The 12,286-nt window shown below is 58.3% G+C and carries 12 protein-coding genes; 11 read left to right on the top strand and 1 reads right to left on the bottom strand.

The genetic code is table 11. The features are described 5' to 3' along the window. The first annotated feature begins 9 nt into the window (after positions 1-9). Positions 10-852, top strand: coding sequence for a uroporphyrinogen-III C-methyltransferase (cobA, locus tag ACZ3HG_RS01675; RefSeq protein ID WP_465331570.1), 843 nt, complete (start codon positions 10-12; stop codon positions 850-852). Here cobA and ACZ3HG_RS01680 read toward each other — a convergent pair. Then, a complete protein-coding gene (locus ACZ3HG_RS01680; protein ID WP_191932135.1) occupies positions 795-1,586 on the bottom strand; it encodes a DeoR/GlpR family DNA-binding transcription regulator in 792 nt (263 codons plus the stop codon). The genes cobA and ACZ3HG_RS01680 overlap by 58 nt on opposite strands. A gap of 378 nt (positions 1,587-1,964) precedes the next feature. Here ACZ3HG_RS01680 and ACZ3HG_RS01685 point away from each other — a divergent pair, with 378 nt between their 5' ends. From ACZ3HG_RS01685 to lpxO, 10 genes are all read left to right on the top strand, one after another. After that, positions 1,965-2,768, top strand: coding sequence for a transketolase (locus ACZ3HG_RS01685; RefSeq protein ID WP_191933075.1), 804 nt, complete (start codon positions 1,965-1,967; stop codon positions 2,766-2,768). A gap of 2 nt (positions 2,769-2,770) precedes the next feature. Further along, positions 2,771-3,685 carry a transketolase family protein gene (locus tag ACZ3HG_RS01690; protein WP_191932136.1) on the top strand — a complete coding sequence of 305 codons (915 nt, stop codon included), beginning with the start codon at positions 2,771-2,773 and terminating at the stop codon, positions 3,683-3,685. A 13-nt stretch (positions 3,686-3,698) separates the two neighbouring features. Further along, the gene (locus tag ACZ3HG_RS01695) at positions 3,699-4,496 is read left to right on the top strand and encodes a GolD/DthD family dehydrogenase (RefSeq protein ID WP_465331573.1); all 798 of its coding nucleotides are present in this window, start codon (positions 3,699-3,701) and stop codon (positions 4,494-4,496) included. Between the two features lie 90 nt (positions 4,497-4,586). Then, complete coding sequence (locus ACZ3HG_RS01700; RefSeq protein ID WP_191932138.1) at positions 4,587-5,522, top strand: D-ribose ABC transporter substrate-binding protein; 936 nt, start codon at positions 4,587-4,589, stop codon at positions 5,520-5,522. Positions 5,523-5,578: 56 nt separating this feature from the next. Then, positions 5,579-6,190, top strand: coding sequence for a DUF2291 family protein (locus ACZ3HG_RS01705; protein WP_191932139.1), 612 nt, complete (start codon positions 5,579-5,581; stop codon positions 6,188-6,190). A gap of 10 nt (positions 6,191-6,200) precedes the next feature. After that, on the top strand, positions 6,201-7,751 hold the full coding sequence (locus ACZ3HG_RS01710; RefSeq protein ID WP_191932140.1) for a sugar ABC transporter ATP-binding protein: 1,551 nt from the start codon (positions 6,201-6,203) through the stop codon (positions 7,749-7,751). A 20-nt stretch (positions 7,752-7,771) separates the two neighbouring features. Beyond that, positions 7,772-8,839: an ABC transporter permease gene (locus ACZ3HG_RS01715; RefSeq protein WP_191935985.1), complete on the top strand. Its 1,068-nt coding sequence runs from the start codon at positions 7,772-7,774 to the stop codon at positions 8,837-8,839. After that, positions 8,832-10,370: an FGGY family carbohydrate kinase gene (locus ACZ3HG_RS01720; protein WP_465331576.1), complete on the top strand. Its 1,539-nt coding sequence runs from the start codon at positions 8,832-8,834 to the stop codon at positions 10,368-10,370. The genes ACZ3HG_RS01715 and ACZ3HG_RS01720 overlap by 8 nt, the downstream gene beginning before the upstream one ends. After that, a complete protein-coding gene (locus ACZ3HG_RS01725) occupies positions 10,360-11,157 on the top strand; it encodes an SDR family oxidoreductase (protein WP_191932143.1) in 798 nt (265 codons plus the stop codon). The genes ACZ3HG_RS01720 and ACZ3HG_RS01725 overlap by 11 nt, the downstream gene beginning before the upstream one ends. A 183-nt stretch (positions 11,158-11,340) precedes the next feature. Then, complete coding sequence (gene lpxO, locus ACZ3HG_RS01730) at positions 11,341-12,243, top strand: lipid A hydroxylase LpxO (protein ID WP_465331579.1); 903 nt, start codon at positions 11,341-11,343, stop codon at positions 12,241-12,243. Positions 12,244-12,286 lie beyond the last annotated feature (43 nt).

Raw genomic sequence — 12,286 nt, forward strand, 5'->3', positions numbered from 1 at the left:
GGGTAACCGATGACTGCGAAAATTCCTTCTCTTGATAAACTGCTGGCCGGGAAGGCGGTTCCCGGCCAGCAGGGGGCCGTATGGCTGGTAGGGGCCGGGCCGGGGGCCGTTGATCTGCTGACGGTTCGCGCGCTGCGCCTGATTGAACAGGCAGAGGTCGTCATCTTTGACCGCCTGGTCAGCCCGGAGATCCTTGCGCTGATCCCGGCGGGTGCGCTGAGCATCGACGTCGGAAAAACGCCGGGCTTCCACGGGATGAAACAGTCGCAGATTAACCAGCTGCTGGAAGATCTGGCCTGTGCCGGGCGGCAGGTTGTCCGGCTGAAAGGGGGCGATCCCTTTATCTTCGGCCGGGGCGGTGAGGAGATGCTGTGGCTGCAAAAAGCCGGGGTAACCTGCCATATTGTGCCCGGTATTACCGCTGCCACCGGCTGTGCTGCCGCCAGCGGCATCCCGCTGACTCACCGCGATCTGGCCCAGTCGGTGCGCTTTATTACCGGTCACGGGCGCGACGGTAAGCCGCGACTGGACTGGGAGAGCCTGCGCGACGCACGTCAGACACTGGTGTTTTATATGGGGCTGACCTGGTGTGAAGCCTTAAGCGAACAGCTGATCCTGTCCGGGCGTGATGCCGGTACCCCGGTGGCGATTGTCGAGCGGGGAACGCGGGCAGACCAGCGCACCCTGATCACCCGCCTCGACCGGCTGGCGCAGACCGTGGCCTTACACCGGCCGAAGTCGCCGAGTCTGTTAATTGTGGGCGACGTCGTGAGTCTTTATCACCCGGATGCCGTTCAGGCAGCCACCAGCACGGTGATCCCCAGCGCTTCAAAGGCCGCAATTGACGCCTGACTGATGCCGCTGTCGGTGATCAGATAGTGGATTTTGCTCCACTCGCACGGCAGCGCAAACATCGAGACTTTGTCGATTTTGCTGGAATCGGCCACCACATAAACGGTGCTGGCTGAATGGATCATCGCACTTTTCACTTTGATATCGGTTTCACTGGGGAAGCTGAGGCCCAGGCGGGGGGAGATACAGGCCGTCGCCAGAAACAGCTTTTCTGCCAGCACGTTTTCAAAAAAGCTGGCCGCTTTTTCACCCGAGGTGGAGAGCGTCGGAAACTTAAAGGTTCCGCCGGTGAGCAGAATATTGATCCCCGGCTCCCCGCCCAGCTTCAGGGCGATATTGACCGCATTAGTGACCACCGACAGCCGCCGGATGTGTGCCATATGATTGGCGATAGCGGTGGTAGTGGTGCCGGAATCGAAAATCACCGTATCGCCGTTTTCGATATGCCGGGCAGCCAGCCGGCCAATGGCATCTTTCGCCTCCAGATGGGTCTGCCGTTCCAGCAGCAGCGCGCCGGTATTTTGCTTGCCTGTCATCAGCGTTGCGCCGCCGTGATAGCGCTGCACGTGCCCCTCTTTCTGTAACATCCGCAGGTCTGTGCGCAGCGTCGCCTCTGTCAGGCCGAACGTCTCTTTCAGTCTTTTCACCGTGACGGTGCCATCCTCACGGATCATCTCCAGGATTTTTTCCCGCCGCTGCTGCATATCAGCCAGCTGTTCATTTTTGTTTTTCATGTCAGTCACTCCCTTTACCTGAAAGCGGGTCGCAGGGCCACCAGCCGGGCTGCTGCGCTAAATAGTAACCCCCGACCGGAGCAATTGCGAGAACAGCGAAATGGACCTTTCATTTTCGAATGAAAGTCTGTATTGCTCATTTTGTTGATTTAACTGGCTTTTAACATTCCAGAACCAATAGGCATTGTCACCTTCAGTGGTTATTTTATTGATTTATAAGGTGTTGTTTCTTTTTTATGCTTTTGTTTGAAATATGATCCACCCCACAATATGATAATAAACGATAGCGTATATTTTTATTCGAAAACGAAATTGCCGCAGCAGACTGTCATATCAGTACGCTATCCCGCCCGCGGCGTCACAGATGAAGAGGTAATGATGGACTTTCAGGCAATCAAACAGACGGCACGCCAGGCCCGGCGCTACGTACTGCAAATGAATCATCGGGCAGGTAAAGGTCACACCGGTGCCGACCTCTCGGAGGTGGATATCATCTGCACCCTGTTTATGGCAGTGATGGATCGCAGCCGTCCGCGTCCGGATCAGGATCGCTTCATCCTGTCAAAAGGCCACGGGGCCGGCGGGCTTTACTGCAGCGCAGCGGCGATGGGGCTCATTGACCCGGCCATCCTCGACCAGTTTATGGGCGACGATACGCTACTGGCGGGGCACCCCATCCACCAGAAGCTGCCTGAACTGGTGGAAATCAACTCCGGAGGATTAGGTCACGGGCTGTCGATTGGTGTCGGCCTGGCCCTGGGAAACAAACTCTCTGGCCGCGCCCATCGTCGGGCCTTTGTGCTGCTGGGCGACGGCGAGCTGGCAGAGGGGTCGAACTGGGAAGCCGCCATGTCAGCCAGCAAATTCAGGCTGGAAAATCTGGTGGCGATTGTTGATCGCAACCGCCTGCAACTGGCCGGTAAAACCGAGGACATCATGCCGCTGGAGCCGCTGGCCGATAAATGGCTGGCCTTTGGTTTTGAAGTGCTGGAGTGCAACGGCCACGATCCCGCAGCGATAGCGGCGGCCGTGAACCAGCCGGGCATCGGCAAACCCCGCGTTATTTTAGCCAATACCGAAAAAGGGCACGGTATCTCCTTTATGGCCAATGTCCCGGCCTGGCATCACGCCGTCCCTGACGATGAACAGCTGGCCCTTGGGCTGGCCGAGCTGGAGGATTAATCATGCAAGACTTACGCGACGCCGTGATTGCTACGCTGGTGCAAGCCCAGAATGAGGGAGCAGACCTCAGCGTGATGGTGGCCGACTCCACCTCTACGTCAAAAATTGCCCCGTTTGAAAAAGCCTTCCCGGACCGGGTGATCAACGTCGGCATTGCCGAACAGAACATGGTGGGAATGGCGGCGGGAGTGGCACTGAGCGGCCGCACCGTCTTTACCGCTAATGCGGCCCCATTCCTGTTTGCCCGATCGAATGAGCAGCTGAAAAATGATGTCTGCTACTCAGAAACCAACGTGAAGATGCTCGGCCTGAATGCCGGTTTTGCTTACGGCCCACTGGGGGCAACCCACCACTGTACTAATGATATCGCTATCGCCCGCTCGATGGGTAATCTGCAGATTTTCGCGCCAGCAGATGCGATCCAGGCCAGCGCCATCGCCCGCCATGCCATCAGCCACAAAGGCCCGGTTTATATCCGTATGGACAGCGACAAAGTGCCGCTGCTGCATGATGCCGATTACCAGTTTGTGCCGGGTAAACCAGAGGTGTTACAGCAGGGTAAAGACACCGTGGTGTTCTGCCTGGGGACGCTGGCTCATGAAGCGCTGGCCGCTAAAGATGACAGCATCACCATCGTCTCACTGCCCTCTCTGTGGCCGCTGGACGAAGCGGCGGTCATCAAGCTGATTACCGCACACCGTCAGGTGATCACCATGGAAGAACATGTGTTGAGTGGCGGTCTGAGCAGCATTATCGGCGAGCTGCTGCATCAGCACAGCTTGCGCCAGCGCTTTATTCCGCTGGGTATCCCGCCGTATGAATTTACCCACAGCAGCAGTCGTGCTGCCCTGCGTCGCCAGTTCCGCATCGATGCTGAAGGCCTGCGTGCCACGTTAGAAAATCTTGTTGCCGCTTAAGGAGAGTCTGGAAATGAGTCACGAATATGACGTCAATCTGCGCTACGGCGTAGACATTAACGGCGATTTGAGCGGTAAGGTCGCCGTCGTTACCGGCGGGCTGGGGGGGATCGCCATGGCCAGCAACCAGATGCTGCTGGAGAAAGGCGCAAAGCTGGCGCTGCTGTACCCGGCGTTTGAACAGAGCAAAGTGGCAGAGGTAGCCGGGCAATTTGCCGCCGATTGCGTTCAGTTTGTTCAGTGTGATGTGACCGACCCGGACTCTGTCGAGCAGGCAATTGCACAGGTTGAAGCACACTACGGACAGATCGACATTCTGGTGAACTGCGCGGGCTACGTGATGTTGCAGCCTGTACTGGAAACGGAATTTGCCGAGTGGCAGAAGCAGGTGGCTGTCAATCTGACCGGGCCATTCCTCTGTTCGCAGGCGGTGGCAAAACGCATGGTGAAAGCGGGTAAAGGCGGAAAGATCATCAATATCGCCTCGCAGGCGGCCTCCATCGCCATTGATAACCATGTGGCCTATACCTCAGCGAAAGCCGGGCTGTTGGGGATGACCAAAGTGATGGCGAAAGAGTTTGCGCCGCACAACATTAACGTTAACACCCTGTCGCCGACCGTGGTGCTGACGCCGATGGGCGAGAAAGCCTGGCGTGGTGAAAAAGGGGAGGCGATGAAGCAGCTGATCCCGATGGGACGCTTTGCCTACACGGACGAAATTGCTGCCGCTGTTCTGTTTTTTGCTGGCAACGGCAGCGACATGATCACCGGAGCCGATCTGATGATCGATGGTGGTTTCACTATTTGGTAAGACTTAAGAAGTACTTCGCCCAGACCAGAGAAACTGAGAATCAACGCTGTACCTACACATAACAACATAACAAATTGCGAGAACATCAATATGAAAATGCGTTTAACGCTGTTAGCCGTTGCGACCGCCTGCTCCTTCTCTCATGCCGCGTTTGCGGCGGAGAAAGGCACCATTATGATCCTGGTGAATTCCCTCGATAACCCGTATTACGCCTCTGAAGCGAAAGGCGCCAATGTGAAGGCTCAGGCGCTGGGCTATAAAACCACCGTGCTGTCCCACGGTGAAGATGTGAAAAAGCAGAGCGAACTGATTGATGCCGCCATCGGCAAAAAAGTGCAGGGCATTATCCTCGACAACGCCGACTCTACCGCCAGCGTCGCCGCCATTAAAAAAGCCAAAGAGGCGGGTATTCCTGTGGTGCTGATTAACCGTGAAATACCGGTGGATGACGTCGCCCTGGAGCAGATCACTCATAACAACTTCCAGGCAGGTTCCGATGTCGCCAACGTCTTCGTCGAAAAGATGGGCGAGAAGGGGAGCTATGCCGAACTGACCTGTAATCTCGCCGACAATAACTGCGTTACCCGCTCCAAATCCTTCCACCAGGTACTGGATCAGTACCCGGAGATGAAAAGCATCGCCCGACAGGATGCTAAAGGTACCCTGATCGACGGTAAACGCATTATGGACAGCATTCTGCAGGCACACCCGGATGTGAAAGGGGTGATCTGCGGTAACGGTCCGGTCGCGCTGGGGGCGATTGCCGCGCTGAAGGCTGCCGGACGTGACGACGTGATCGTGGTCGGCATTGACGGCAGCAACGACGAACGCGATGCGGTCAAAGCCGGGACGCTGAAAGCCACTGTGATGTTACAGGCGCAGGCCATCGCCGCCCAGGGCGTGACGGATATCGACAACTTCCTGCAGAAAGGCATCAAGCCAGAAAAACAGCGCGTCATGTTCCGCGGCATCCTGATCAACCAGGGCAATGCAGACAAAGTGCAGGACTTTAATTTCAAATCCTGAGTTAACGTTTTTACACGATGTTGCTGCGCCCCTGTGGGGGCGCAAAGGAGAGCATTATGTCCAGGCGAGTCTGGCTGGCAATGGCCACTTTAGCCCTTGGCGGCTGCCGTATTGTGTCGCAGCAGGAGCTGGCCGATTTAAAAAATCCCCCCAATCCGGCGATGGCAAACGTCACTGCTACCTGGCAGCAAAAGATTGTGCCGCAGATAGTGAGCACGGCAAAACCGCTGGGCGAGATGATGACATCGCTGGCCGCGGCAAAAGATTTTGATGCCGCCTGCAAGGCTTCAGGATACCGCAGTCAGGATGAAAACCCGTGCGTGTTCAGCGTGAAAATTCAGGGGGCGGTCACGGCGGTGAACACCACCTCGCGCAGCGGAAAAATGACGGTGAAAGACGTCAGCGGTCAGGAGGTGGTGGTGCAGATCGGCCCGATTATCCGCGGTACCGCGCTGCGGGACGCCTATCAAGGCGTGAGCTATCAGGACTTCAACGATCAGGTGCTTTTTGGCGACTACGGGCGTGCCATCAACAACCTGGCCTCGGCGGAGGTGCAAAAGTTTCAGCCGAAAGTGGGCGATAACGTCGAGGTTGACGGGGTCTTCAGCAGCTGGGACGTTCCGCAGACGCCGCCGGACATCACGCCGGCCCACGTGGTACGCAAATAGAGGGGGCATGATGGCTGAATATCAAATCGATCTGCTGCCGGAGCGCGACGCGCCGTCAGAGGTGGTGATTGAAACACGCAATGTGTCGCGCCTCTATCCCGGTGTCACCGCACTCGACCAGGTGAACTACCGCGTCTATCGCAACAAGGTCAACGTGCTGATCGGGGAGAACGGGGCCGGTAAATCCACCATGATGAAAATGCTGGCCGGGGTGGAAGTACCGTCTTCCGGGCAGATTTTCCTTGAGGGGGAAGCCGTCTCGCTGCACTCCACACAGCAGGCAGAAAAGCACGGCATCAGCATCATTTTTCAGGAGCTGAACCTGTTCCCGAATATGAACGTGATGGACAACATCTTTATCGGTAATGAGTTTTTCCAGCGCGGCCGGATTAATGAGAAATATCAGTACCAGCTGGCGAAAGCCCTGCTGGAACGGCTGGAGCTGGATGTCGATCCTTACGCGCCGCTCGGGGAACTGGGCATTGGTCACCAGCAGCTGGTGGAAATTGCGCGTGCGCTGTCAAAAGATACCCGGGTTCTGATTATGGACGAACCGACCTCGGCACTCAGCCAGTCGGAAGTGAAAGTACTGTTCAGCGTGATTGCGGCCCTGAAACGGCGTGGCGTCACCATTATCTACATTTCGCACCGTCTGGAAGAGCTGATGGAGATTGGCGACCACATCACTATTTTTCGCGACGGGAGGTTTATCAGCGAGCGTGAAGTGCGTGATGCCAGCGTGCCGTGGATCATCGCGCAGATGGTCGGTGACAAGAAAAAACAGTTTGACTATGCCCCGGCCCGCCAGGGGGCGGTCGTGCTGGAGGTCAGCGGACTGACCGCGCTGCGCCAGGACGGCGGCTACAAGCTGAATGACGTCGGCTTCAGCCTGCGCAAGGGCGAGGTGGTGGGTATCTATGGTCTGCTCGGGGCCGGGCGTACCGAGCTGTTCAAAGGCCTGATCGGCCTGATGGGCTGCGAGCACGGCACGGTTTCGCTGAACGGCGAATGTCTCGACAAACGGGACTTCCAGTACCGGCTGAAAAAAGGCATTGCACTGGTGCCTGAAGATCGTAAAGGCGAGGGGATGATCGGCATGATGTCGGTGAAAACCAACATGACGTTAAGCGACCTCAGCCTGCGTGGATTCCGGCGCGCGCTGGGCCTGCTGCGCCCGCAGCAGGAGAGTGAAAAGGTCAACGATATGGTGCAGCGTCTGGCGATCAAAGTCAGCGATACCGACCTGCCAATCACCTCCCTGAGCGGCGGCAATCAACAAAAAGTGGTGCTGGGTAAGGCGCTGATGACCGGACCTGAAGTGGTGCTGCTGGATGAACCGACGCGCGGTATCGACGTGGGGGCAAAAACCGACGTGTATCAGCTGATCGGCAAAATGGCGCAGGAAGGGTTGGCCGTGATGTTCTCATCGTCAGAGCTGGATGAGGTGATGGCGCTGGCCGACCGTATTCTGGTGATGGCCGACGGGCGAATTACAGCCGATCTCCTGCGTGCTGATGTCACGCGCGAAACGTTAATCACTGCGTCAACACCGCATGAATAAGCGGGCCTGAGGAAGAAAAAATGAATCAAAAATATCTGCTCTATATGTACCTGCTGAAGGCCCGAACTTTTATTGCTTTGCTGATTGTGGTGGGCTTTTTCAGCGTGATGGTGCCGAACTTTCTCACTCTGTCTAACCTGCTGATCATGACCCAGCACGTGGCGATCACCGGCCTGCTGGCGATAGGCATGACGCTGGTGATCCTCACCGGCGGCATTGACCTGTCGGTGGGGGCGGTCGCCGGGATCTGCGGCATGGTGGCGGGTGCGCTGCTCACCAGCGGCGTACCGATCTGGGGCGGGCAGGTGCTGTTTCTCAACGTACCGGAAGTGATCCTCGCGGTGGCGGTGTTTGGCATCCTGCTCGGCTTTATCAACGGCGCGGTGATCACCCGTCTGGGCGTCGCGCCGTTCATCTGTACCCTCGGGATGATGTATATCGCTCGCGGTGCCGCGCTGCTGTTTAACGACGGCAGCACCTACGCCAACCTGGTCGGTGTGCCGCAGTTAGGCAATACCGGCTTTTCCCTGCTTGGCTCCGGCAGCTTCCTCGGGATCTACTTTCCGATCTGGCTGATGGTGGGCTTCCTGCTGACCGGGCTGTATATCACCCGTAAAACGCCCCTCGGCCGCTACATTTATGCGGCCGGCGGGAATGAGCCTGCGGCCCGCCTGGCCGGGGTGCCGGTTATCAAAGTGAAAGTGTTTGTTTACGCTTTCTCAGGGCTCTGTGCTGCTCTGGTCGGACTGGTGGTGGCGTCGCAGCTGCAAACGGCGCATCCGATGACCGGTAATATGTTTGAGATGGACGCCATCGGAGCCACGGTACTCGGCGGGACGGCGCTGGCGGGTGGACGTGGCCGCGTCTCCGGCTCGATTATCGGCGCATTCGTCATCGTCTTCCTAGCTGATGGCATGGTGATGATGGGCGTCAGCGACTTCTGGCAAATGGTGATTAAGGGCCTGGTGATTGTCACCGCCGTGGTCATCGACCAGTTCCAGCAAAAACTGCAAAGCAAAGTGGTGCTGATGCGTCGCCATGAAAAAAAGCAGGCGGCCGCGCCGCTCTCTGAGGTCAGCCATGGCTAGAGACATGATTGTTGCCCTGGATGAAGGGACCAGCAATGTGAAAGCGGTGGCGCTGGACGCGTGCGGTCAGGTGGTGGCAAAAGCCTCGCGGCCGCTGACCGTCGCCACGCCGCAGCCGGGCTGGGTTGAACAGGATGGGCTTATCCTGCTGAATACGTCGCTGACGGTGCTGCGGGAAGTGCTTAACACCGTCGGGGAACAGCGCGTGGCGGCGCTGGCGATCAGCAATCAGCGCGAGACCGCCGTCGGCTGGGATCGTCAGAGTGGGCGTCCTGTGGGCCCGGCGATTACCTGGCAGTGCTCCCGCTCGGGGGCCTTCTGCGAACAGCTCAAGCGTGACCATCAGGAAGAACTTATCCGTTCCGTTACCGGACTGCCGGTGGCACCGCTGTTCTCTGCCTCGAAAATGCGCTGGCTGCTGGACAATACCCCGGACGGTCATCAGCGGGCGGCCAGGGGTGAGCTCTGTCTGGGGACCATTGACGCATGGCTGCTGTGGAACCTCACCGGCGGTCAGCAGTTCCGCTGCGATGTCTCCAATGCCGCACGCACTCAGCTTCTGAACCTGCGCAGCGGTGACTGGGATGCGTCGATGCTGGCCCTGTTTGGCATTCCACGCGCGGCCCTGCCTGAGATTTGCCCTTCCGGCAGCCTGTTTGGCGTCACCCGTGGTCTGACGGAGATTGCGGATGGCCTGCCGGTGATGGCGATGGTCGGCGATTCTCACGCCGCGCTTTACGGCCATGGACTGGGCGCGCCGGGCGGAGTCAAAGCCACCTACGGAACGGGGTCATCGGTGATGGCCCCGCTGGATACGCCGGACACCAGCATCACCTCGCTGGCAACCACGGTGGCCTGGCATGACGGCGAACGGCGGGTATATGGCCTGGAAGGCAATATTCCCCATACCGGGGATGGCGTAGCGTGGATGGCACAGGCTACCGGGCTGACTGACGGTAAGGGGCAGGTTCTCAGCCGGGCGCTGCACGAACTTCCCGCCAGTGTTGATTCTACTTTGGGTGTCTGTTTTGTTCCGGCGCTGACCGGTACCGGTGCCCCCTGGTGGGACGACCAGGCGCGCGGTGTGATCTGTGGCCTGAGCCGGGGCGTGACCCCTGCGCACCTGATCCGCGCCGCGCTGGAGGCCATCGCCTACCAGATTGCCGACGTGATTGAGGCCATGCGCCAGCATCCAGACTTCCGGCTGGAAACGCTGATGGTAGACGGCGGACCAACGCAAAACCCCTGGCTGATGCAGTTCCAGGCGGACCTGCTGGGCTGCCCGGTGGCGCGCAGCAGCACCCCGGAGCTGTCGGCGATAGGGGCCGGGCTGCTTGCCCGTCGCACCCTGGGTCAGTTGAACGACGGGCAGCTGCTGGCGCTGATGCCCGAGCACGATCTGTGGCTGCCGGACCCGCAGCGCCATGACCTCTGCCAGCAGAGCTGGCTGGGCTGGCAGGCGGCAGTGCAACGCACTCTCTGGCAGCCTGTCACCCCCATTCTATCTAAAGGAGCAGCAGATGAATCGTGATTTTAGTGGTAAGACCGTGGTCATTACAGGAGCCTGTCGCGGTATCGGGGCCGGTATCGCCGAACGTTTTGCCCGCGACGGCGCGAACCTGGTCATGGTGTCCAATGCCGAACGTGTACTGGCCACTGCAGATCGGATAAAGGCAACGTGGGGCAGTGAGATCCTTGCCTTACAGGTCGATGTCACCGATGAAGCTCAGGTACAGGCGCTGTACCGTGAGGCGGCGGCGCGGTTTGGCAGCATCGATGTGTCGATCCAGAATGCCGGGGTGATCACCATTGATACCTTCGACAAAATGCCGAAAGCCGACTTTGATAAAATTCTGGCGGTGAATACCACCGGCGTCTGGCTGTGCTGCCGTGAAGCGGCAAAATATATGGTCAGGCAGCAGTCCGGTAGCCTGATCAACACCTCATCAGGGCAGGGAAGGCAGGGGTTTATCTATACCCCGCACTATGCCGCCAGCAAGATGGGGGTGATCGGCATTACCCAGAGCCTGTCACAGGAGCTGGCCCCCTGGAACATTACGGTTAACGCCTTCTGTCCCGGGATTATTGAAAGCGAAATGTGGGACTACAACGATCGCGTCTGGGGAGAGATCCTCAGCAGCGCGGAGAAAAAATATGGCAAAGGGGAATTGATGGCCGAGTGGGTGCAGGGGATCCCGCTGAAACGGGCCGGCCAGCCGGAGGATGTCGCCGGGCTGGTGGCGTTTCTCGCCTCCGACGATGCGCGCTATATTACCGGGCAGACGATCAACGTTGACGGCGGGCTGATTATGTCCTGATGCGGTCTGCCAGCCGATCCCCGGCCTTTCCGTGCCACTGCCATTTTGCCCGGCTGAAAAGTCATTATACTCGCTCCTGTTGTGCATTTTCCGGTGGAAGGTTCGTTTCATCCGCACAACGCAGGCTGACAATTCACGACGGGATCAGCAGGACGATCCCGGTCAACTGACGGGCAGAGCAAAATGAAATATTTCGTGTTAGTTATCTGGATTTTGACCGTACTGTACGTGCACTTAAGAGGGAAGGTCCGCTACGGATTCTGGCGGCAGCTGGCCGATCACTCGACCTTTGTCGCCCCTCTTAATGTCTTTATGTATCTATTTTCCCGCCTTCCCACCACGCCTTTTCTCCCCCCGGAGGTATTTCCCGAGCTGAAGACGCTGCGCGAAAACTGGCTGACGATTCGCGAGGAGGGGCAGGCCCTGCTCGCGCTGCAAGAGATCAAAGCGTCAGATCGCTATAACGACGCGGGATTTAACTCTTTCTTTAAAACCGGCTGGACGCGCTTTTATCTGAAATGGTATGACGAGGCGCACCCCTCAGCGGCCGCGCTTTGCCCCCACACCACGGCACTGTTGCGCCGTCTGCCTTCGGTGAAAGCCGCCATGTTCGCCTCGCTGCCGGACGGCAGCCGCCTGCCGCGCCATCGTGACCCCTATGCCGGGTCGCTACGTTACCACCTGGGGCTGATCACGCCGAATGATGACCGCTGTTTTATTGAGGTCGATGGCGTGCGCTACAGCTGGCGCGACGGCGAAGAGGTGGTTTTTGATGAAACCTACATTCACTATGCGGAAAACACCAGCGGGCAGCCCCGGCTGATCCTGTTTTGCGACATCGAACGGCCCATGCTCTGGCGCTGGACCCAGGCGGTTAATCACTGCGTTGGCCGTCATCTGGTAGGGGCAGCAGCGGCACCCAACGGTGACAGCGACCGCACCGGCGGCATCAACCGCATCTTTAAATACCTCTATGCGGTGCGCAAGGTGGGGAAACGCCTGAAGGCGTGGAATAAACCCTGCTATTACGCGATTAAATGGCTGCTGTTTGGCGGTATTGCCGTCGCTATCTGGCGTTCACTGTAAACGTCCGGGCTGGCTGCGCTCAGGCAGGCGGCCGGCTTTTCGC

This window comes from Erwinia sp. PME.40.26/001, from assembly GCF_055556675.1.

Coding starts and splice junctions, on each gene's coding strand:
- cobA (WP_465331570.1), top strand. CDS start 10: ATGACTGCGAAAATTCCTTCTCTTGATAAACTGCTGGCCGGGAAGGCG.
- ACZ3HG_RS01680 (WP_191932135.1), bottom strand. CDS start 1,586: ATGAAAAACAAAAATGAACAGCTGGCTGATATGCAGCAGCGGCGGGAA.
- ACZ3HG_RS01685 (WP_191933075.1), top strand. CDS start 1,965: ATGGACTTTCAGGCAATCAAACAGACGGCACGCCAGGCCCGGCGCTAC.
- ACZ3HG_RS01690 (WP_191932136.1), top strand. CDS start 2,771: ATGCAAGACTTACGCGACGCCGTGATTGCTACGCTGGTGCAAGCCCAG.
- ACZ3HG_RS01695 (WP_465331573.1), top strand. CDS start 3,699: ATGAGTCACGAATATGACGTCAATCTGCGCTACGGCGTAGACATTAAC.
- ACZ3HG_RS01700 (WP_191932138.1), top strand. CDS start 4,587: ATGAAAATGCGTTTAACGCTGTTAGCCGTTGCGACCGCCTGCTCCTTC.
- ACZ3HG_RS01705 (WP_191932139.1), top strand. CDS start 5,579: ATGTCCAGGCGAGTCTGGCTGGCAATGGCCACTTTAGCCCTTGGCGGC.
- ACZ3HG_RS01710 (WP_191932140.1), top strand. CDS start 6,201: ATGGCTGAATATCAAATCGATCTGCTGCCGGAGCGCGACGCGCCGTCA.
- ACZ3HG_RS01715 (WP_191935985.1), top strand. CDS start 7,772: ATGAATCAAAAATATCTGCTCTATATGTACCTGCTGAAGGCCCGAACT.
- ACZ3HG_RS01720 (WP_465331576.1), top strand. CDS start 8,832: ATGGCTAGAGACATGATTGTTGCCCTGGATGAAGGGACCAGCAATGTG.
- ACZ3HG_RS01725 (WP_191932143.1), top strand. CDS start 10,360: ATGAATCGTGATTTTAGTGGTAAGACCGTGGTCATTACAGGAGCCTGT.
- lpxO (WP_465331579.1), top strand. CDS start 11,341: ATGAAATATTTCGTGTTAGTTATCTGGATTTTGACCGTACTGTACGTG.